The sequence below is a fragment of the Pseudomonas sp. HD57-3 genome (assembly GCF_056113135.1).
On the sequence record NZ_CM148568.1, the window covers coordinates 4,592,932 to 4,612,098 of the forward strand.

The following is a 19,167-nucleotide window of genomic DNA, read 5'->3' on the forward strand; positions in this document are numbered from 1 at the left end:
AATCAACTGGCTTAATGCCACCCCATCAATAGCGGTGATAGTCAGAGCCTTCCTACACAAATGCAAGACGCTTCCTGCGCTGCTTACATTTATTAAACAAATGCCCTTTTAGCGCGGATCGCCAGCGATAACGCCAGCAAGTTGCAGATCATCAGGGTTTCCCCGAGGGCCTGAGACCAGGCTGCCAACATCAATCCCCCGCCGATCAGCAGGTAGTAAAACAGTCCCAGCAAGGCGCCGGCGGTACCCAAACGATCCGTGTAATTGCTCAAGGCTGAACCCAGAATGTTCGGAATCGCCATACCGAACGCCAGTACCACCAGCAGCATCGGCAGCACGAACCAGACGTGCGCCTGCAACAACCACACGCCGATACCCCCGAGCAAACCGGTGACGGCCGCAAGGCGAATCAACTGCAGCGGACGACAAACGATTTGCAGCAAGCGTTTGTTGAGCCATGCTCCAAAACCTGAGGCCAACGCGAGCATCACGCCGCTGTAGCCGAACGCTGAACTGCTCAGCCCAAGTCGCTCGAACAGAAACGGTCCGAGGCTGTAATAGCTGAACAACGCGACGTTGAATGAGGCGATCCACAGAGCCGAACGCCAGATGCCGGAATCGCGCAACATGTCGCCCATGGTTGCGAACAGGCCGACGGAGGTCAGTTGTGGTGGACGGGTTTCCGGCAAGGCGCGCCAACTCCAGAGCCACAAGGCCGACGCCAGCAGCAACAACGCAGCGAGTACGCCGCGATAGCCGAAGCCCTGAACCAGACTCGCGCCACTGAACAGACCGATGGCCGGGCTGGCCGCGAGCGCCATGCCCACCAAAGAAAAGACCTGGGCCAGTTCGGTCCCGCGAAAACGATCGCGCAACAGTGTCTGGGTCACCACCGAGCCAACCGCAGCGCCGAATGCCGCCAGTGCCTGAGCCGTCAACAAGCCGTTGAATCTACGAACGCTCAAGCCGAGTACGCAGGCAAAAACATAAATCGCCAGACCGGCGAGCATCGAGGGTCGCCGGCCGATCCGGTCGCACACACGGCCCCACGTCACCACACCCAACGCAAAGGCCAGGAAATACACCGACAAGGTCTGCGCCGCTACTTGCGGACCGACATCAAATGCCCGGCCGATATCCCCCAGCGCCGGGCTGAACAGGGTCTGGGCGATCTGCGGAAACATCAGCAGCGCAATCGCCAACATCAAAAACTTTCTATGGCTCATCACCAAGACTCCTCAACAAAAACGCCGAGGAGTTTAAAAAGCTGTGGCTGACGTATTATCCGAATCCTGACAATTTATCGTTGAAATCGGACAACCCATGGCCTGGCTCGAAGCTCACGATCGTTTTGACCCGGATCGCTTTCCGGCACTGGTGATCGGCATCGCCTCTACCCTCGGCGATCACGACTCCGGCCTGCATCAGCATCAGCGCGGGCAACTGCTCTACACCCGACAGGGCTGCACGCGCATTACGCTGGCGCAGCAATTGTGTCTGCTGCCACCGTCGCGGGCGGCGTGGATTCCCGGTGGCGTCACGCATCGGGCGGTGATGCAGCAAAGCGTCGATTACCGCTCCATCTACCTGACGCCCGAGTTGTGCCGCGAGCTGCCGCAACAAGTCTGCGTGATCGAAGTCAGTCCGCTGCTGCGAGCGGTGCTGGAACCGATGGCGATTGCCGACTTCGCCACCGATTGGCAGCAAGGCAAATTTGTCCATTTGCTGGGGCTATGCCTGAGTGAAATCCGTGACGCAGCGCAGCAACCGATGCTCCTGCCCCTGCCGCAAGACAAGCGCCTGGCGCTCCTGCTGGCACAACCCGAGCGACTGCCACCAGAACTGCAAATGCTTGAGCAACAGATCGGCGCCAGCAGCCGCACCATCGGCCGGATCTTCCAGCGCGAAACCGGCATGAGCTATCAGCAATGGCGCCAGCAGTGGCGATTGATGCGTGCCATGGAGTTGCTCGCCACCGGTCGCAACCTCGGTTATTGCGCGTTTGAATTGGGTTTCGCCAGCGACAGCGCATTCATTGCGTTCTTCAAATCCATGACCGGCAACACACCCGGCGCCTGGCTCAAGTAAGCAACTGACGACCGGCGATAAAAATCAATTGCCACAAAATATTACTCGCGTCATATTACGGTCGTAATAGCCCTTCCGCTTCTTCAGGTATTACGCCATGACCAGCATGCCCACCGTAGAACCCGATCTCGCCGTTCCGGTCAGCGCTCCCAAACCTCCCCTGCTCAAACGCCTGTTGTTGCCCACTGCCGGTTTGGCTGCGCTGGTGTTGGCCGGGTTGTACGCCGTGCATTGGTGGGGCACCGGGCGGTTTCTTGAGGAGACCGATGATGCCTACATCGGCGGCGATGTTACGGTGATCGGGCCGAAAGTCGCCGGTTACATCGAGGAAGTGCTGGTCAGCGACAACCAAAGGGTGAAGGCCGGCGACGTGTTGATCCGCCTCGACGCGCGCGACTACCGCGCCAATCTGGCCAAGGCTGAAGGCGCGGTCGCCGCCGAAGAGGCGCTGCTGGCCAACCTCGATGCCACCGAACAACTGCAGCAAGCGGTGATCGGTCAGGCCCGCGCCGGCATTGATGCCGCCAGCGCCGAAACCGCTCGTTCGCGGGACGACAACGCCCGCTACAAGCGTCTGGTGACCACCAATGCAGTCTCGGTGGAAAGCGCGCAACGGGCCGACGCCACCTTCAAGACCGCGCAAGCCTTGAGCGCCAAGGCCCAGGCAGAACTGCTGGCTGCGCAGCGCCAGCTCACCGTGATCGAAACCCAGAAACAACAGGCCCGCGCCGCCCTCCAGCAAGCCCGGGCCGAGCGTGATCTGGCGCAACTCAACCTCGGTTACACCGAACTGCGCGCCCCGGTCGACGGCGTGATCGGCAACCGCCGCGCGCGGGTCGGCGCTTATGCGCAGGCCGGTTCGCAACAGTTGTCGGTGGTGCCGGCCAGCGGTCTGTGGGTCGATGCCAACTTCAAGGAAGACCAACTGGCGCGGATGAAACCCGGCCAGCGCGTGAGCATCCGCGCCGACGTGTTGTCCGGCCAGGAATTCCACGGTCGCCTCGACAGCCTCGCCCCGGCCACCGGTTCGCAGTTCAGCGTGCTGCCGCCGGAAAACGCCACCGGCAACTTCACCAAAATCGTCCAGCGCGTGCCGGTGCGGATCCTGCTCGACCCGGCCGACGGCGTGCTCGGCCACCTGCGTCCGGGCCTGTCGGTGACGGCTGAAGTCGACACCCGCGCCCAGCCTGAAACCACCGCCGTGGCCAGCGCGCCATGAGCACCGCCCTCACCGCCTCCGCGCAGCCGTTCAATGCCGCCGAGATGGCGACGGCGACCAAAGTGTTCGCCTTCGCCACGATGTGCATCGGCATGTTCATTGCGCTGCTGGACATCCAGATCGTCTCGGCCTCGCTGCGCGATATCGGCGGCGGGTTGTCCGCCGGCACCGATGAAACGGCGTGGGTGCAGACCAGTTACCTGATCGCCGAGATCATCGTGATTCCGCTGTCGGGCTGGCTGTCGCGCGTGTTTTCCACACGCTGGCTGTTCTGCGCTTCGGCGGTCGGCTTCACCCTCGCCAGCCTGCTCTGCGGCATCGCCTGGAACATCCAGAGCATGATCGCCTTTCGCGCGCTGCAAGGGTTTCTCGGTGGGTCGATGATTCCGCTGGTGTTCACCACGGCGTTCTTTTTCTTCACCGGCAAACAGCGAGTGATTGCTGCCGCGACCATCGGCGCCGTGGCATCGCTGGCACCAACGCTGGGCCCGGTGATCGGCGGCTGGATCACCGACATTTCGTCCTGGCACTGGCTGTTCTACATCAACCTGGTGCCGGGGATTTTCGTCGCCGTGGCAGTGCCGATGCTGGTCAAGATTGATCAACCGGAACTGTCGCTGCTCAAGGGCGCGGACTATTTGAGCATGGTGTTTCTGGCGCTGTTTCTCGGTTGCCTGGAATACACCCTCGAAGAAGGCCCGCGCTGGAACTGGTTCAGCGATCAAACGATTCTGACCACCGCGTGGATCAGTGGCCTCGCCGGGCTGGCCTTCATCGGCCGCACGTTGCACGTGGCCAATCCGATCGTAGACCTGCGCGCGCTCAAGGATCGCAACTTCGCCCTCGGCTGCTTCTTTTCCTTCGTCACCGGGATCGGCCTGTTCGCGACGATTTACCTGACGCCGCTGTTTCTCGGCCGGGTGCGCGGCTACGGCGCGCTAGATATTGGTCTGGCAGTTTTCTCCACCGGGGTATTCCAGATCATGGCGATTCCGCTGTACGCCTTTCTGGCCAATCGCATCGATCTGCGCTGGATCATGATGGCGGGCCTGGCGTTGTTCGCGTTGTCGATGTGGGAATTCAGTCCGATCACCCACGACTGGGGCGCCGGAGAATTGCTGCTGCCACAAGCCCTGCGCGGGATCGCCCAGCAACTGGCGGTGCCGCCGGCGGTGACATTGACGTTGGGTGGCCTGGCACCGGCGCGGCTGAAGCATGCGTCGGGCCTGTTCAACTTGATGCGCAATCTGGGCGGTGCCATCGGGATTGCCGCGTGCGCAACCATTCTCAATGACCGTACCAACCTGCACTTCACCCGGTTGGCGGAGCATCTGAACAGCAGCAACGAAGCGGTGAATCAGTGGCTGGCCCAGGTCGGCGGCAACTTTGCCGCGCTGGGTCAGAGCGGTGATGTCGGCCTCACCGCCAGCCTGCGTCAGCTATGGCTGCTGACCTACCGTGAAGCGCAGACGCAAACCTACGGCGACACGTTCCTGATGATCATGGTGTGCTTCGGCATCGCCACGGCGATGGTGCCCTTGATGCGCAAGGTGCAACCACCGGCCGCGCCGAGTGCCGATGCACATTGATCGATCAGGCTTGCGGGGTTTTACGGAAGCCCACGGCCAGGCGGTTCCAGCTGTTGATGGTGCTGATCGCCACGCTCAGGTCGACCATTTCTTTGGGCGAGAACTGGGCGGCGACCACTTCGTAGTCTTCGTCCGGGGCGTGGGTCAGGCTCAGTTGAGTCAGGGTTTCGGTCCACAGCAGCGCGGCGCGTTCACGTTCGGTGAAGAACGGCGCTTCACGCCACGCGGTCACGGCGAACAACCGGCGCGGGGTTTCGCCGCCCTTGATCGCGTCGGCGGTGTGCATGTCGATGCAGAACGCGCAGCCGTTGATCTGCGAAGCGCGCAGCTTGACCAGTTCGATCAGGGTCTTTTCCAACGGCAGTTTCGAGACGGCGGTTTCCAGGGCGATCATCGCTTTCAGGGCATCTGGGGACGCGGTGTAGAAATCGATACGAGGTTTCATGGCGACTCTCCGGGGCAAGTGAATGTGTGGCTACGTTAGTCCCGGGGCCGGGCCAGGCAAATAGCCAATCTCCCGGAAGACGGGTAGGCCACTCCGTTGACGTCAGAAAAGAAAGTGTTGCGGGGCAATTGCCAGCGCTCGTTCTGTGCCACTAGAATGCGATCAATTCTTAATTGCACAGTTTTCGCACTCACGACCGCACCCTTGGCAACGGACGCCCGAAACGAGTATCTGCCCTTCATGTCGTCCCTCGATCAGCCGTTGAATCAGCAAGTCCAGACGCTCTACAGCGAACACCACGGGTGGCTGCAGGGCTGGCTGCAGCGCAAGTTGGGCAATCGCTGCGATGCGGCCGACCTGGCGCACGATACGTTCCTGCGCCTGCTCACCCGGCAGGTGATCAAGCCGCTGGGCAGCGAACCCCGGGCGCTGTTGACGCACATCGCCAAAGGTCTGGTGATCGACCGCTGGCGCCGGCAGGACCTGGAGCGCGCGTACCTGGAAACCATCGCGCACCTACCCGCCGCCGAGGTGCCGTCGCCGGAAACTCGCTACCTGATTCTCGAAACCCTGTGGCGCATCGAAGCGCTGCTGCGCGAACTGCCCGAGCAGACCCGCGAGACCTTCCTGCTGTCGCAGATCGAAGGCCTGACCTACGCGCAGATCGCCACGCGCCTGAGCGTTTCGCTGATCACCGTCAAACGCCACATGCGTGCCGCGTTCATTGCCTGCCTGAGTGTCGCCTGATGAATTCGTCGATGATCAATCCGCAGATTCTCGGTGAAGCCGCCGACTGGCTGGTGCAACTGCATTCCGGCACCGCGACCCCGTCCGACCATCAGGCCATCGCCCAATGGTGCACCCGCAGCGCCGAGCACGCCATCGCCTGGCAACGGGCCGAAGCGCTGCTGGGGGATTTGCGCAGCGTGCCGGCCAATGTCGCGATCCAGACCTTGAAACGCGCGTCCCGCAAAGAAGGCCTGAGCCGCCGCCAGACTCTCACCCGCCTCGGCTTGCTGTTGATGGCCGGGCCGCTGGGCATCGCCTCGCAACACGTGCCGTGGCAACAATGGACCGCCGACCAGCGCACCGCCGTGGGCGAACAGAAGAACCTGCAATTGCCGGACGGCACTCAACTAGTGCTCAACACCGACAGCGCCGTGGACATCGCTTTCAGCCCGGTGGAGCGTCGCGTCCTGCTGCTCAACGGCGAAGTGCTGATCAACACTGCCGCAGACGCCAGCGCCCGTCCGTTCATTGTCGAAACCCCGCAGGGTGTGGCCCGCGCGCTGGGCACGCGATTCTGCGTACGCACCGAGGGTTCGCGCAGCCAGGTGTCGGTGCTCGAAGGCCAGGTTCAGATCACCCCGCAACTGCTCAAGCACAGTGCGATTCTCCAGGCGGGCGAACGCCGGCGCTTCAAGCTCAACAGCTTCGACAGCGCCGAAACCTTCGACACCGCGTCCCTGGCCTGGGACAAAGGCATGCTGCTGGCCAGCAACATGCGTCTGGACGAATTGCTCGGAGAGTTGAGCCGCTATCGCCGGGGCGTGCTGCGCTGTCATCCGGACGTGGCGGCGATGCGCGTGTCCGGGGCGTTTTCCCTGCGCGACACCGACGCCAGCCTGCGTTTGCTCAGCGATACGTTGCCGCTGAACATTAACAGCCTGACCCGCTATTGGCTGTCGGTGGAACCGCGTGTCTGAGCCCTCGGAAAATATTTTCAATATTTGCTGATACCTTTTCGCGACTCGTCCGGTGAGTGGATAGACCTTTCAATTCCACGCCCCCAACAGGAACACCGAATGACCGCAATGCCATCGCCCCGCCCCGCCACCTTTGCGCTCAAGGCCCTGAACCTGAGCCTGGCCCTGGCCTTCAGCGCACTGCTGCCGAGCGCCGCCCACGCCGCCGACAGCGTCAGTGAAAGCGCCAGCCGCACCGTCAACATCGGCCCCGGCCTGCTCAGCCATGTGCTGGCGCAATTTGCGGTCAGCGTCGGCGTGCCGCTGTCGTTCGATCCGGCGCAACTGGGCAATCGCCAGAGCCCCGGCCTGCAAGGCAGTTACACCGCGCAGAGCGGTTTTGCCCGGTTGCTGGAAGGCAGCGGTTTCGAGCTGATCAGCACCGGCCACAACGGTTACACCGTGGCCCCGAAAGTCGCGGCGGACGGCGCGCTGGAACTGGGCGCCACCAACGTCAGCGCCCTGCGCGACGACAGCGGCGATACCTACGGCGGCGAACAGGTCGCGCGGCGCGCGCAGATCGGCATGCTCGGCAACCAGGAGGTCAACGACCTGCCCTTCAGCGTCACCAGCTACACCGCCAAGACCATGGCCGACCAACAGGCCCAGACCGTTGGCGATGTGTTGCTCAACGATGCTTCGGTGCGCCAGTCCAACGGCTTCGGCAACTTCTCCCAGATGTTCATGATCCGCGGCCTGCCGCTGGCCTCCGATGACATTTCCTATAACGGTCTGTACGGCGTACTGCCCCGGCAGATCATTGCCGTCGAAGCGCTGGACCGGGTCGAACTGTTCAAGGGCCCGAATGCATTCGTCAACGGCGTGACCCCGAGCGGCAGCGGCATCGGTGGCGGGATCAACCTGCAACCCAAACGCGCGATGGACACCCCGACCCGCAGTGTCACCCTCGATTACAGCGCCGACGGTCGGGTCGGCGGGCATCTGGATCTGGGCCAGCGCTTTGGCGAGGACAACCGCTTCGGCGCGCGGGTCAACCTGATGCAGCGCGAAGGCGACACCGCGGTCGATGACGAGGACCAGCGCTCGTCGCTGTTCAGCGTTGGCCTGGACTATCGCGGCGATCGCCTGCGGGTCTCGACCGATTTCGGCTATCAGAAGCAGGTCATCAACCAGGGTCGCTCGGTGATCTATGTCGATTCGAGCCTGACAAAAGCCCCCAAGGTGCCGCACGCCAACGCCAGCTACGCCCAGAGCTGGAGTTATTCGCAACTCGAAGACACCTTCGGCATGGCCCGCGCCGAATATGACCTGAACGACAACTGGACCGCCTACGTGTCCGGCGGCGCCAAGCACACCCGCGAGAACGGCGTGTACTCGTCGCTGACCGTCACCGACCTCAACGGCAATGCCCGCGGCGGCATGCTCTATTCGCCCCACGACGAAGACAACCAAAGCGCCATGGCCGGGCTCAACGGCCGCTTCGAAACCGGCCCCGTCACGCACCAGTTGAACCTCGGCTGGGCGGGCATCTGGGGCGAGCAGCGCTCGGCGTTCGAAACCGTCGGCGCGGCCGGGCGCTACAGCACCAACCTGTACAACGTCACCGACAAGCCGCGCCCGGCGCCAACCTCGTTTGCCAGCGACATCAACGACCCGCGCATCACCGGCAAGAACATCCTGCGCAGCGAGGCGATTTCCGACACCCTGGGCTTCGTCGATGACCGCATCCTGCTGACCCTCGGCGTGCGTCGCCAAGCGCTGAAAGTCGATGGCTGGAGCACCGCCACCGGTGCCCGCACCTCGAGCTATGAAGAGTCGATCACCACCCCGGTCTACGGTCTGGTGATCAAGCCGTGGGAACACGTGTCGTTCTACGCCAACCGCATCGAAGGCCTGGCCAAGGGCCCGACGCCGCCGACCACGGCGATCAACCGCGACGAGACTTTCGCCCCGGTGCGCAGCAAGCAGATCGAAGCCGGCGTGCGCCTGGACATGGGCAGCTACGGCGCCAACCTCGGCGTCTACCGCATCGAGCAACCGTCGAGCTACACCCAGGACGGAATCTTCCGGGTCGACGGCCAGCAGACCAACAAAGGCGTGGAACTCAACGTCTACGGCGAACCGCTCGACGGTCTGCGCCTGCTCAGCGGCGCAACGTTGATGAAGACTGAACTGGAAGGCAGCAGCAACGGCGTAAATGACGGCAACCGCGCCGTCGGGGTGCCGCGCTTCCAGTTCAACCTCGGCGCTGATTGGGACATTCCGGGCCTCGAAGGCGCAGCCCTCAGCGCGCGCATGTTGCGCACCGGTGGCCAGTATCTGAACGCGGCCAACACCCAGAGCATTCCGGCGTGGAACCGCTTCGACCTTGGCTCGCGCTACGCCTTCAAACTGGATGAAAAGCAGATCACCCTGCGGGCCAATCTGGAGAACGTCGCCAACGAAGCCTACTGGGCTTCGGCCAACGGCGGTTACCTGACCCAGGGCACGCCGCGCACGCTGAAGGTGTCGGCGACCGTGGACTTCTGACCGCTCGTCATCCGGCCGGCACCAAGGGTTCGGCGCGTCAGACCAATGTCAGGTAGATCCCCTTTCCGGAGACAGACCATGATGACGCGCAAACTCACCTCGCTGTTGCTGATCGGCCTGCTGGCCAGCGGCTCGGCCGCCACGTTCGCCGCCAACGACGGCGCCGATGCCACAGGCACCAAATCCGGCTCCACCAGTGGTTCACAAATGCCGCCCGACAACACGCCGGGCTCGCCGTCCGGCGGCAGCGGCGCGGGTGGCGGCACCGGCACCAACGGCGGCGCCAGCGGTTCGGGTTCGGGAGCGGGAGGTGGCACCGGGTCGGCCGGTGGCGGCACGGGTGGTGCCGGCGGTGGCACTGGCGGCTGAACGAACAAGAGCAGGTCATGGTGAAGACCATGGCCTGTGTCTGAACCCGACCGCGTTTTTTGTCAGCGATCCGAGCGCAGCAATTCGCCGAGGCCGACGTCCATCGACAACACGGCCGCGCGATTGCGACCGGCATTTTTGGCCTGATACAGCGCCGCGTCCGCGCGCTGGATGAACAGCTCCGGACTGTCGTTGCCCAGCGGAATAAACGAATAGCAGCCCAGGCTCACCGTCAGATAACCGGTGGGCGAGCCGCTGTGGGTGATGTGTTTGTCCATGACGCTGCGGCGGATCTGCCCGGCAATCGCCAGCGCGCCGTTGATGTCGGTGTCCGGCACCAATACCGCGAACTCCTCACCGCCATAACGCACCGCCAGATCGGATTTGCGCTGGCAGCAGTTTTTCACCACCTGCGCGACCTGCGTCAGGCAATGGTCGCCGGCCACATGGCCGTAGGCATCGTTGTAGCGCTTGAAGAAGTCGATATCGAGCATGATCAGGCTGACCGGGCTCGACTGCCGCGCGCCCCGGGCAAACTCGACTTCCAGCGAGCGCTCGAACAGGCGCCGGTTGGCCAAGCCGGTGAGGCTGTCGTGGGTGGCGATCTGCTCCAGTGCCCGCTGGGCCTTGCGCAGATTTTTCTCGATCCGCTCGCCATCGCGCACCTGATGAATGAACACCCAGCCGAACAGCCCCACGCCGAGCATCACCAGCGCCACGATCACGCTGGACTGGAACGCCCGGTCATGCCAGCCCTGAAGAATCGTGTCCCGCGATGAAGAAGCGGACACCACCAGCGGATAACTTTCCAGCTGCCGGTAACCATAAAGACGCGTCACACCGTCGACCACCGAATCGATCATCGCGGTGCCGGCGGAGGCGTTGGGCAGCAGCTTCTGATAGATCTCACCCTTGGCCAGCGAGGTACCGATCAGGGCCTCGTCGAACGGCCGCCGGGCGAGCAAGGTGCCGTCGGTCAGGCCGAGGAACATGGTGCCGTTGTCGTCCAGGCTGAAGCTTTTGAAGAACTTGTCGAAGTACGACATCCTGATCCCGGCCAACAACACGCCCTGGAAATTGCCGGCGCGGTCGTTGACCCGTTTCGAGATCGGGATGATCCACTCGCCGTTCTCGCGGCTGCGGATCGCCGGGCCGATGTGCGCCACACCCGACACGTTCTGCTGGTGAAACTTGAAGTACTCGCGATCCGCCACGCTATTGCCGCGGGGCAGATCCGGGAACGAGGTAATCACCCACTGCCCTTCGCGGTCGAACAGGAACATGCCGTGCAACTGCTCGAGTTGCTGCACCCGCCGCGCGAGGGTTTTCTGCAAACGCGGCTTCTGCGCCGCGCCGTAGCCGTCGTCCTGAATCCAGTCGACCAGGCTGGTCAGCACCAGATCCGCCGCCAGAAAGGTGTCTTCAGCCTGCTGCGCCATGGCCCGGGTCAGGTTGGCCGACGACATCTGCGCGTTCGCCAGATCCTGGCGCCGCGACTGCTCGATCTGCAAATACAGCAGACCGGACAGGCACAGACACACGGCAACGATGAACAACACCGCCGCCTTGCGCAGGGGCAAACGCTTGAGAGTGCCGCCGGGGGCCTGGTACGGATCGTGAATGGGGATAGGCAAAAGCGTGTCCTGGGCAGGTACGACAGGGGCAAAGGCCCGAAACCCTTGTTTTTTGTGAGCGTAGCCCACCGGGTTGTGTGGGGCAACCAAGTGCCACCGCGACAATCCCGACCCTGTTGCTATCGGCGCGCAGGCCAAATGGATGACCTGCCGCGCGAATTATTTTTACCTGCCCGTTTTTGCCCGCATCAGCCCTGACGGGCCAACCGCCGCATCGCACTGTGCAGATGCGCCCGCGCACTTTCCGGATCGCCCTCGCGCATCTGCTCGTACGCCCGTTGCGCAACCGCGTGCGGCACCGGTTTCAACACCCGTTGCGTGGCCATCGCCAGCAGTTGCACTTGCGCGGCACGCTCCAGGTAATACAGATCGTCCCAGGCTTCGGCGATAGTCGGCGCCGCGACAATCACCCCGTGATTCTTCAGGAACAGAATGTCGGCCTCACCCATGACCCCGGCAATCCGGTCGCCTTCGCGCTCATCCAGCGCCAGCCCGTTGTAATGCTCGTCCACCGCAGTGCGCCCGTAGAACTTCAGCGCGGTCTGGCTCAGCCACAACAGCGGCGGCCCCTCCAGCAGGCACAACGCCGTCGCGTTCGGCATGTGCGTATGGAACGCGACCTTCACCCGAGGCAGCCGCTGGTGCAGGCGTGCGTGAATATAGAAAGCAGTGGCCTCCGGCTGGCCCTCGCCGTCCACCACGTTGCCGTCGAAGTCGCAGACCAGCAGGTTGTGCGCCGTCACTTCGGAAAACGCATAGCCGTACGGATTGACCAGAAACAGGTCAGCGTGCCCCGGCAACATCGCCGAAAAGTGATTACAGATTCCCTCCTCCAACCCGTGCAGCGCCGCCAGTTGAAAGCACGCTGCCAGTTCGTGACGGGCGGTGATGATGGCTTCGCTGTCGAGGTTCAACGAGCCGGAACGCGTGGGTCGGGCGCTGCCGGTCAGGGTATGGGCCATGGCGAAACTCCTTGATGACGGGCGAGGTTTCTTACCAGCCGAGGGACGAGAACAGCGGCAGCACTTCGTCCAGCGTGTTGAGGATCGCGTCGGGCCGATAGTCCGGCAGCAACTGACGACCGGTGCCGCGGTCGATCCATACGCAGCGAAAATGCATGTCGCGGGCCGCCGTGTGGTCGAGCATCGGGCTGGCGCAGATGTGCACCACCTGATCGCGGCTGACGCCCAATTGCTCATGAGCGTAGTCGAACAGCCGCGGCGCCGGTTTGTAGGCGCCGGCCTGTTGCGCGGTGATCACCCGGTCGATATGGCCGCCGAGTTGAGCGACGTTACCGGCGATGATGTCGTCATCGGTGTTGGAGACGATGCACAGCTTGAAACCCTTGGCCTTGAGCTGCGCGAGCGTCTCGACGACTTCGGGAAACGGCGGCATCTGCGGAATCGAGGTGGCCAGGCGCTGACTGTCTTCGCTGGCACTCGTCAGGCCCAGTTCTTCCAGGGCCAGTTGCAGGCCGAGAGTGCTGAGTTCTCGAAACGAGCGGTGCGGCGGCGTCTGTTCCAGGCGATGTTCGTGGCGGTCGTAAACCTCGATCAGGCGCCCGGCGTCGACCCGGTGCTCGCCCTTCTCGCTCAGGATCCGCTCGGCCACGGCGCGCAGGCCTTCGTCCCATTGAATCAAGGTGCCGTAGCAATCGAAGGTCAGCCATTGCGGGCGCGGTGTGTTGATCAAGGTCATGGGGGCATTCCTCTGCAAGTGAGGGCTTCAGCTTATGAACTCGGAGTGATAGTGTGAAATTAAATAAATAGCCAACCGTCAGTTGCCAAACAAATATCGAGACCGCCGCCATGCTGGATCTGGAACTGCTGAAAACCTTCGTCTGCGTGGTCGATGAAGGCAGCTTCACCCGCGCCGCCGAACGCGTCCACCGCACCCAATCCACGGTCAGCCAACAGGTGCGCAAACTCGAAGACCTGGTCGGCCACGCCCTCCTGTTGCGCGACCGCACCGGGTTGAACGTCAGCGTCACCGAGCACGGCGAACTGCTGATCCACTATGCCCGCCGACTGCTGGCCTTGTCCGCCGAGGCCAGCGAAGCCCTGGCCAGCGACCTGGATCTGGAAATCCTGCGCATCGGCATGCCGGAAGACTTCGACGCCCGACGCATGGCGCTGATCCTCGCCGGCTTCACCCGCAGCCACCCGCAAGCACGGCTGGAAACCGTCAGCGGCATGAGCCTCGACCTGCGCCAACGCCTCGACAGCGGCGAAATCGACATCGCCCTGATCAAACGCGAACCCGACAGCGGCCCCGCCTGGGCGACCTGGCCGGAACGACTCGTTTGGGTCAAAGGCGCGGAGTTCGACTCATCCACTAGCGTATTGCCGCTGGCGTTGTTTCCCCAAGGCTGCCTGTACCGACAACGGGCGATTCGCCTGCTCGACGTGGCGCAACGCCCCTGGCGGGTGGCCTTCGGCAGCCACAGCCTGACCGGCATTCAAGCGGCGGTGGCCTCCGGGCTTGGGGTTTCGGTGCTGCCGGCGTCGGCGGTGTTGCCGGAACATCGGGTGTGCACGGACTTGCCGCCGCTGCCGCCGACGGAGCTGGCGCTGGTCAGTCGCGAGGGAGTGTTGAGTGGATTGCAGCGGGGGTTGGTGGAGTTTCTGCGCGGGGAATTGGGGGTGGATGCGGGGGGATTTGCTTGATCCCCCCGATTGGCGCTGAGCTCAGGGCTTGTTGACTTCGCGCAGCAGGTCTGCGACTGGGAGGTTCATGGTGTTTGAGTAGTAGGGTTTGTAGCCGTAAGCGGTGACGACGACTTTGCAGGGGATTTGTTGTTTGCCTGAGAGGAGTTGGTTCAGTTCGTTCGCTGACAAGTGCCTCTGTGAACTACGGTTGTTATACGTTTCAACTAGAAACGCATTAGTAATATACGAAAAACTGGCATCTCGCCCTTTAACCTTGTCAGAGTCAACCAAACCAACTGCAGAAAACTGGATAGCTTTATCAACAGAAAAATCCGTATCATCCGCCAAAGCGCACTCAAAGCTTCCGGAAGCCATCCCGACTCTTTCCCCTCGACCAAAAAGATCCAGAACATCAATATCAGATTTGTACCTAATATCGTAAATCAGCGACCCACTTTTCCTGTCAACAGATATGAAACTTAGAGTTGCAGGAGGCTTTAAATTATCTTTAGCGCATCCCGCACAGACGACCAAAAATGCGCAAAGTATAAACTTATGCATTAGAGAACTCCGCCATGATTGAGTCATACAGAAAGTCGCTCGCTGATTTTGCTCCAGCTATCTGCGCGTTAAATAGCCCCAGTGCATTTGCATGATTTGTGTCGACGCTCACATTTATTGAGGGTCCGCAGGACACTAGCCATTTCTCACCAAAATCAGCCACGCCGTCTGATGGATCTCTTTGACTGGGTGTCGCTTTGATGTTGATCCAGTCGGCGGAGGCGGGTTCAGGACGCTCGCGATATATATCAGAGCCCAACCAGACCAAAGCGCCCTCTCCCACTGGATCAAGGGTAATCAACATCTGAATCCGATAGCCCCACTCCGACATGATTTTCGTCAGATGCGCACCATTCCAACCCCCGAGGCTATGACCCACAACATAGATCGGACAACTTTTGTACGGGATAAGGCTTAAAACATGCCTCTGAATATCCTTTTTTCCTTTGACCTCGTTATACCCTAGCCACTCCGATCTATATTTTCCCTCTTTCGCTAGTTTTTCGGTTCGTTTATCAAACCGTTGTTGAGCCCCTTGAATATTTCTATATGGTCCAGAAAAATAGTAACTTTCCTTATCCCCAGCGCCCCCTACAAAAAACACAACCGCCTTGGTACTCTCCACCGGAACAGCCTTCACACTGACATCCTTCTTGTCCGTCAGCGCATGTTCCTTGTGCAGCTTGTAATTGTTGCCTTTCTCGCACGTAACCGTTTCCGCACCCATGCCTCATTCCTCCAGAAACAGTTTGATGGTTTCAGGAAAATGCGAACTGATCGTGTGGGTAAAACCGGCGGCGTCAGACACGCCGTGCTCCATCCGACCGTCCGCGCGCTGAATCATGTACGGATGATTCGGCATCGGTTCGCCGGTCGTGTCATTCACCAACTGCAACTTGTCAGTGAAATGCACCGGCATTGGCAGCAGGCCGCTGAAGGGGGCGTTCACCACGGTATCGCCGATGATCACGGTGCCAGATCCACCGATGACCACATTCCCATGCCCACCGGTGCTGTCCAAGGTGGCGGCGTTCAGGCCATTGATAAAAACCGTCGAGGCAACGCCACCGGTAATCGGGCTGCCGCACGCCGACTTGTCGGTCATTCGCGCAGCGGGCAGCCCGTCGAAATTCACATTCGGCGAACCACTGACAATCGGGTTGGTGCCATGCCCCGGCAACGGACAAGCCGTCGGGTCGGTCACTCGGGCAGCGGGTTTTCCGCTCATGAAAAGCTCCTTGCGGTGTCGCGTCATCATCCATTGGCGCGCAAGCATGAACAAAGTCGCGGCGTTGTTCAAACCCGCATGCAAAAAAACAGGCGCCTGAAGAGGCGCCTGTTTTTTTGGGCGGTAACCGCTCAGGTCAACGCGACGGCGGCACTCGAATATCCCCCGCCCGGCACTGGCTTTTCACGCCCTTACCGCAGGCACCGAATTGCAGGTCCTTGCTCATGCACACGCGCACTTCCGAGAGTTCCGGGCCGTTGCAGATCACGGCGATGCCGTCTGACGGGATGCCCGGATTGCTCTTACGGAACAGGTCGGCAATTTCCTGCGCTTCGAAGTAATAAGAGCTACTGAAGGGTTGCAGCTCTTCCGGGATTTTCACCGCGGCCACGGCTTTGTCCGCTTCGTCCAGATAGCCCATCGCGCCGAGGCCGCTGCAAGTGCCGTGCTTGCTCCATTCGTGATCGAGCAGTTTCTTGGTCGGGAACAGCGTCAGGCCTTTGGCCTTTTCAGCGGCCGACAGGTTGGTCAGCGGCGGGCAGGACTCCGGCCAGCCGCCCTTGGCGTATTGCGGCCAGAGGCCATGCAGGACAAAACCGTAGCCCTTGCCGGTGCATTGAGGGTCGTCCTTGTGGGTCAGGCAAAAGGTCGGCGACCAGGACAACGTCAGCAGGTAGTAATCGAATACCCCCGCCACCGATTCCGCCTTGCTGGCGGACGACTGGCGTGCCGAACTCAGGCCGATGCTACCGACCGTCAGCGCAATCAGCGCCATAATTGTAAAAAGCTTTTTCATGTTCCCGCTCCTTGGGACGCGTGCGTCCGTGGTTTCTGTGGTCTGACCATCACTTGGCCAGACGCTGATTGAGTCATGCCCGTGTTGCAAGCGCATGACGCAGGGCAAAACCTGCATTACTTTGAAAGGACTACGATGAAGTTGAAATCACCACAGGGAACCGACATGAGTAAAGCAGACGAACTCGCCGCGAAACTCAAACAAACCCGGCACACCCATGCTGACGAAATCACCTGCGCCGAACTGGAGATCGATTGCTGGCCGGCTCAGGTCTACGCCTTGTATCACCGCATCGAGGGCTGGTTGCAACCGGTCACCGAAGTTGGCCTGAAGATTCGGCGCAATCCTACCCATGTTTGCGAAAGCTCACCGGATGGCGAGACCCACGACTACGCCATCGACCAGTTGATCATCGAAGCCAACCACCACAGCCTGACGTTCGACCCCATCGCCCGTTTCACCGAAGACGGCTCGGGGCGCGTGCAAATCGTCCTGCCGGGGCGCGAAGCATCGTTGCTGCGTACGGTCGATGAACATGGCGAAAGCCATTGGTGGTTGCAGACGCTTGAGACCGGGCAACAGCTGGATGCGATTGCGTTGACGGAAAACAACCTGCTGCTGGTGGTCCAGGAAGGACTCGGTCTGTAGGAACCGTTACTGCCGCCGCGCCGAGCAATAGTCGACGATCACCCGGGAAACCGCTTCGATCATCTGCGGGTCCGCATGACTGGCCGTGAACAGGCGAAACTCGGCGTCCGGCAACGTCGGTAAACCCAAATCCGTACCGAGTGCCGCCAGCCCCGGCCCCAACTGGCTGGCGGCCATCGGCGCCACGGCGAACCCAGCTAAAGCGGCGGCGCGCAAACCGGCAGTGCTGGTGCAAAGCATGGCGGTGCGCTGGGCGATGCCGGCTTGGGCCAGGCGAGTCAGCGCCGCTTCACGATACGGGCAAGGCTCGGGGAACAGCGCCAGCGGCAACGGTGTCGGCAACTGGACGATCGGTTGCGCCGACCACGCCCACACCAGCGGTTCCTGCCAGAGCAACAACCCCGAATCGTGCGTCTCGCATAGCGAACCGATGACCAGCTCCAGATCGCCTTGTTTCATCTGGCTCAGCAACGTGCCGGGAATATTTACCTGCACATCGATCTGCATCCCTGGATGCTGCGCCGCGCAATCCTGCAACGCCCGCAACAGTCGTTGCTCGACAAAATCCTCCGATACGCCAATCCGCACCCGCCCCTCAAACGGCGTGCGCGTGAGCTGCGCCCAGGCATCGCGATTCAGCGCCAGAATCGTGCGCGCGTAGGCGATCAAACGTTCCCCATCCGCCGTCAATTGCTGGGAGCGCGTCGTACGTTTGAGCAGCGGCTTGCCGATCTGTTCTTCCAGCCGCCGCAGATGACCGCTGACTGCCGATTGGGTCAGGTGCAGCTTTTCGGCGGCACGACTGAAGCCGTCCTCGTCGACAACAGTGACAAAAGTCTTCAACAACAAAGCATCGAACATAGTTTGATTCGTAATCAATGGCTGACTTATTTACGATTTATAGTGAGAAGCCAGCTATGTTGCAATGCCTCGCCTACCCCACCGGAACGTCGAGGCCCACCGTGACCACCCTCCTGCACATCGAATGCTCCCCCCGCAAACAGCGCTCAGCGTCCATGGAAGTGGCGCAGCGCTTCATCGAGCGCTATCGGCAAAATGTCCCGAATACCCATGTCAGCACGCTCGACTTGTGGAGCCTGCAACTGCCGGAATTCGACGAAGAGGCGATGAACGCCAAGTACGCGGGCCTGAATGGAACGCCGCTGACACCCTCACAACAATCGGCGTGGCGAATCCTCGAAGACCTCGCCGCCCACCTGTACCGGGCCGACGTGCTGGTGTTTTCGGTGCCGCTGTGGAATTTCAGCATTCCCTACAAGCTCAAGCATTTCATCGATCTGGTGTCGCAGAAAGACATCCTCTTCAGCTTCGATCCGGAGCGCGGGTTGCGCGGTTTGTTGCAAGGCAAGCAAGCCATTGTGGCCTATGCACGGGGGATGGATTTTTCCGCGCAGTCGAGCACGCCGGCCGAGCGTTTCGACTTTCAGAAACCATACGTGGAAGCGTGGCTGGAATTCATCGGCGTGAGCGATGTGCACGCGCTGATTGCCGAGAAAACGATCTTCGGTGAAGAAGTGGATCGTGATTCGCGGGATGCGGCGTTACTTCAAGCCCGGAAACTGGCCGATCAATTACGTGGTTGAAAGTACTGGACAGGTAGCCACCCGTCAGATCTGACAGTAGACGGACAAGTGCCTTAGTCCTAAGTTGGCTCCAGCGGTGCGTTTCCTCAGGAATGCCCGCTGC

At 61.5% G+C, this 19,167-nt stretch carries 20 protein-coding genes; 10 read left to right on the forward strand and 10 right to left on the reverse strand.

All coding sequences use genetic code 11. The annotated features are described in order from the left end of the window. Positions 1-92: 92 nt before the first annotated feature. Entirely contained in the window at positions 93-1,226 is a 1,134-nt protein-coding gene (locus AC0R79_RS20715; protein ID WP_474731561.1) for an MFS transporter, read from the reverse strand. Positions 1,227-1,323: 97 nt separating this feature from the next. Between AC0R79_RS20715 and AC0R79_RS20720 the strand changes: the two genes are divergently transcribed. The 3 genes from AC0R79_RS20720 to AC0R79_RS20730 all read left to right on the forward strand — a co-directional run bounded on the left by AC0R79_RS20720 (position 1,324) and on the right by AC0R79_RS20730 (position 4,896). After that, complete coding sequence (locus tag AC0R79_RS20720) at positions 1,324-2,088, forward strand: AraC family transcriptional regulator (RefSeq protein ID WP_474731562.1); 765 nt, start codon at positions 1,324-1,326, stop codon at positions 2,086-2,088. Between the two features lie 97 nt (positions 2,089-2,185). After that, the gene (locus AC0R79_RS20725; protein WP_474731563.1) at positions 2,186-3,307 is read left to right on the forward strand and encodes an HlyD family secretion protein; all 1,122 of its coding nucleotides are present in this window, start codon (positions 2,186-2,188) and stop codon (positions 3,305-3,307) included. Continuing rightward, complete coding sequence (locus AC0R79_RS20730) at positions 3,304-4,896, forward strand: DHA2 family efflux MFS transporter permease subunit (protein WP_064598011.1); 1,593 nt, start codon at positions 3,304-3,306, stop codon at positions 4,894-4,896. Before AC0R79_RS20725 ends, AC0R79_RS20730 begins: the two co-directional genes overlap by 4 nt. A gap of 4 nt (positions 4,897-4,900) precedes the next feature. Here the strand turns inward: AC0R79_RS20730 and AC0R79_RS20735 are convergent, their stop codons facing one another. Continuing rightward, positions 4,901-5,341: a carboxymuconolactone decarboxylase family protein gene (locus AC0R79_RS20735; protein WP_007955895.1), complete on the reverse strand. Its 441-nt coding sequence runs from the start codon at positions 5,339-5,341 to the stop codon at positions 4,901-4,903. A 240-nt stretch (positions 5,342-5,581) separates the two neighbouring features. Between AC0R79_RS20735 and AC0R79_RS20740 the strand changes: the two genes are divergently transcribed. From AC0R79_RS20740 to AC0R79_RS20755, 4 genes are all read left to right on the forward strand, one after another. Next, complete coding sequence (locus AC0R79_RS20740) at positions 5,582-6,088, forward strand: sigma-70 family RNA polymerase sigma factor (RefSeq protein ID WP_474731564.1); 507 nt, start codon at positions 5,582-5,584, stop codon at positions 6,086-6,088. Then, complete coding sequence (locus AC0R79_RS20745; RefSeq protein WP_474731565.1) at positions 6,088-7,047, forward strand: FecR domain-containing protein; 960 nt, start codon at positions 6,088-6,090, stop codon at positions 7,045-7,047. Before AC0R79_RS20740 ends, AC0R79_RS20745 begins: the two co-directional genes overlap by 1 nt. 99 nt (positions 7,048-7,146) lie before the next feature. Continuing rightward, entirely contained in the window at positions 7,147-9,576 is a 2,430-nt protein-coding gene (locus AC0R79_RS20750) for a TonB-dependent siderophore receptor (protein ID WP_474731566.1), read from the forward strand. 78 nt (positions 9,577-9,654) lie between these two features. Next, complete coding sequence (locus tag AC0R79_RS20755; protein WP_085686714.1) at positions 9,655-9,945, forward strand: hypothetical protein; 291 nt, start codon at positions 9,655-9,657, stop codon at positions 9,943-9,945. A 62-nt stretch (positions 9,946-10,007) separates the two neighbouring features. Here the strand turns inward: AC0R79_RS20755 and AC0R79_RS20760 are convergent, their stop codons facing one another. The 3 genes from AC0R79_RS20760 to AC0R79_RS20770 form a co-directional block, all read right to left on the reverse strand. After that, entirely contained in the window at positions 10,008-11,579 is a 1,572-nt protein-coding gene (locus AC0R79_RS20760; RefSeq protein WP_474731567.1) for a sensor domain-containing diguanylate cyclase, read from the reverse strand. A 188-nt stretch (positions 11,580-11,767) separates the two neighbouring features. Beyond that, positions 11,768-12,541, reverse strand: a complete 774-nt coding sequence (locus AC0R79_RS20765) for an aldolase (protein ID WP_474731568.1) — start codon at positions 12,539-12,541, stop codon at positions 11,768-11,770. 31 nt (positions 12,542-12,572) lie between these two features. After that, positions 12,573-13,277 carry a haloacid dehalogenase type II gene (locus tag AC0R79_RS20770; protein WP_474731569.1) on the reverse strand — a complete coding sequence of 235 codons (705 nt, stop codon included), beginning with the start codon at positions 13,275-13,277 and terminating at the stop codon, positions 12,573-12,575. Positions 13,278-13,387: 110 nt separating this feature from the next. Between AC0R79_RS20770 and AC0R79_RS20775 the strand changes: the two genes are divergently transcribed. After that, a complete protein-coding gene (locus tag AC0R79_RS20775) occupies positions 13,388-14,245 on the forward strand; it encodes a LysR substrate-binding domain-containing protein (protein ID WP_474731571.1) in 858 nt (285 codons plus the stop codon). A gap of 21 nt (positions 14,246-14,266) precedes the next feature. On the opposite strand, the gene AC0R79_RS20780 is transcribed toward AC0R79_RS20775, so the two are convergent. The 4 genes from AC0R79_RS20780 to AC0R79_RS20795 form a co-directional block, all read right to left on the reverse strand. Continuing rightward, a complete protein-coding gene (locus AC0R79_RS20780) occupies positions 14,267-14,788 on the reverse strand; it encodes a hypothetical protein (protein WP_474731573.1) in 522 nt (173 codons plus the stop codon). Continuing rightward, positions 14,781-15,515 carry an alpha/beta hydrolase gene (locus AC0R79_RS20785; protein WP_474731574.1) on the reverse strand — a complete coding sequence of 245 codons (735 nt, stop codon included), beginning with the start codon at positions 15,513-15,515 and terminating at the stop codon, positions 14,781-14,783. The genes AC0R79_RS20780 and AC0R79_RS20785 overlap by 8 nt, the downstream gene beginning before the upstream one ends. Positions 15,516-15,518: 3 nt before the next feature. Then, complete coding sequence (locus AC0R79_RS20790; RefSeq protein ID WP_474731575.1) at positions 15,519-16,016, reverse strand: PAAR domain-containing protein; 498 nt, start codon at positions 16,014-16,016, stop codon at positions 15,519-15,521. A 136-nt stretch (positions 16,017-16,152) separates the two neighbouring features. Beyond that, complete coding sequence (locus tag AC0R79_RS20795; protein WP_474731576.1) at positions 16,153-16,812, reverse strand: ribonuclease T2; 660 nt, start codon at positions 16,810-16,812, stop codon at positions 16,153-16,155. Between the two features lie 165 nt (positions 16,813-16,977). Here AC0R79_RS20795 and AC0R79_RS20800 point away from each other — a divergent pair, with 165 nt between their 5' ends. Then, positions 16,978-17,460, forward strand: coding sequence for a hypothetical protein (locus AC0R79_RS20800; protein ID WP_085608248.1), 483 nt, complete (start codon positions 16,978-16,980; stop codon positions 17,458-17,460). Positions 17,461-17,466: 6 nt separating this feature from the next. Here AC0R79_RS20800 and AC0R79_RS20805 read toward each other — a convergent pair whose 3' ends face one another. Next, a complete protein-coding gene (locus AC0R79_RS20805; RefSeq protein WP_375747545.1) occupies positions 17,467-18,321 on the reverse strand; it encodes a LysR family transcriptional regulator in 855 nt (284 codons plus the stop codon). Between the two features lie 101 nt (positions 18,322-18,422). Here AC0R79_RS20805 and AC0R79_RS20810 point away from each other — a divergent pair, with 101 nt between their 5' ends. Beyond that, positions 18,423-19,064, forward strand: coding sequence for an FMN-dependent NADH-azoreductase (locus AC0R79_RS20810; RefSeq protein WP_474731577.1), 642 nt, complete (start codon positions 18,423-18,425; stop codon positions 19,062-19,064). Positions 19,065-19,167 lie beyond the last annotated feature (103 nt).